The organism is Lacinutrix sp. MEBiC02404, assembly GCF_053601575.1.
Window position 1 is genome coordinate 1 of sequence record NZ_JBSHNV010000033.1, and the last position, 217, is coordinate 217.

Here is a 217-nt window from a genome sequence, read left to right on the forward strand (position 1 = left end):
GGTTGGTACAATTATTCCTCAAAATCCAGTATTCCAATTCAAGTTTATTGCAAACTCTGTAATTTACAATGGGCTAATTGCAATGAACAAGGGAAGTTCCAGAAGTCTGGGATTATTAAACATAACGTGTTTGTATATGGAAAGTTGCGTTTTTGGTGACGAGGATTTTCCGAAGGAAAATCAGAAGTTAGTAAAAGCGCAACCAACTTTATTTAAG

1 protein-coding gene is annotated in these 217 nt (G+C 35.0%); it reads left to right on the plus strand.

Annotated features, from left to right (window positions below):
* The coding region (locus ACVCXO_RS00165; protein WP_452227582.1) for a hypothetical protein at window positions 1–217 on the plus strand (217 nt) is incomplete at both ends.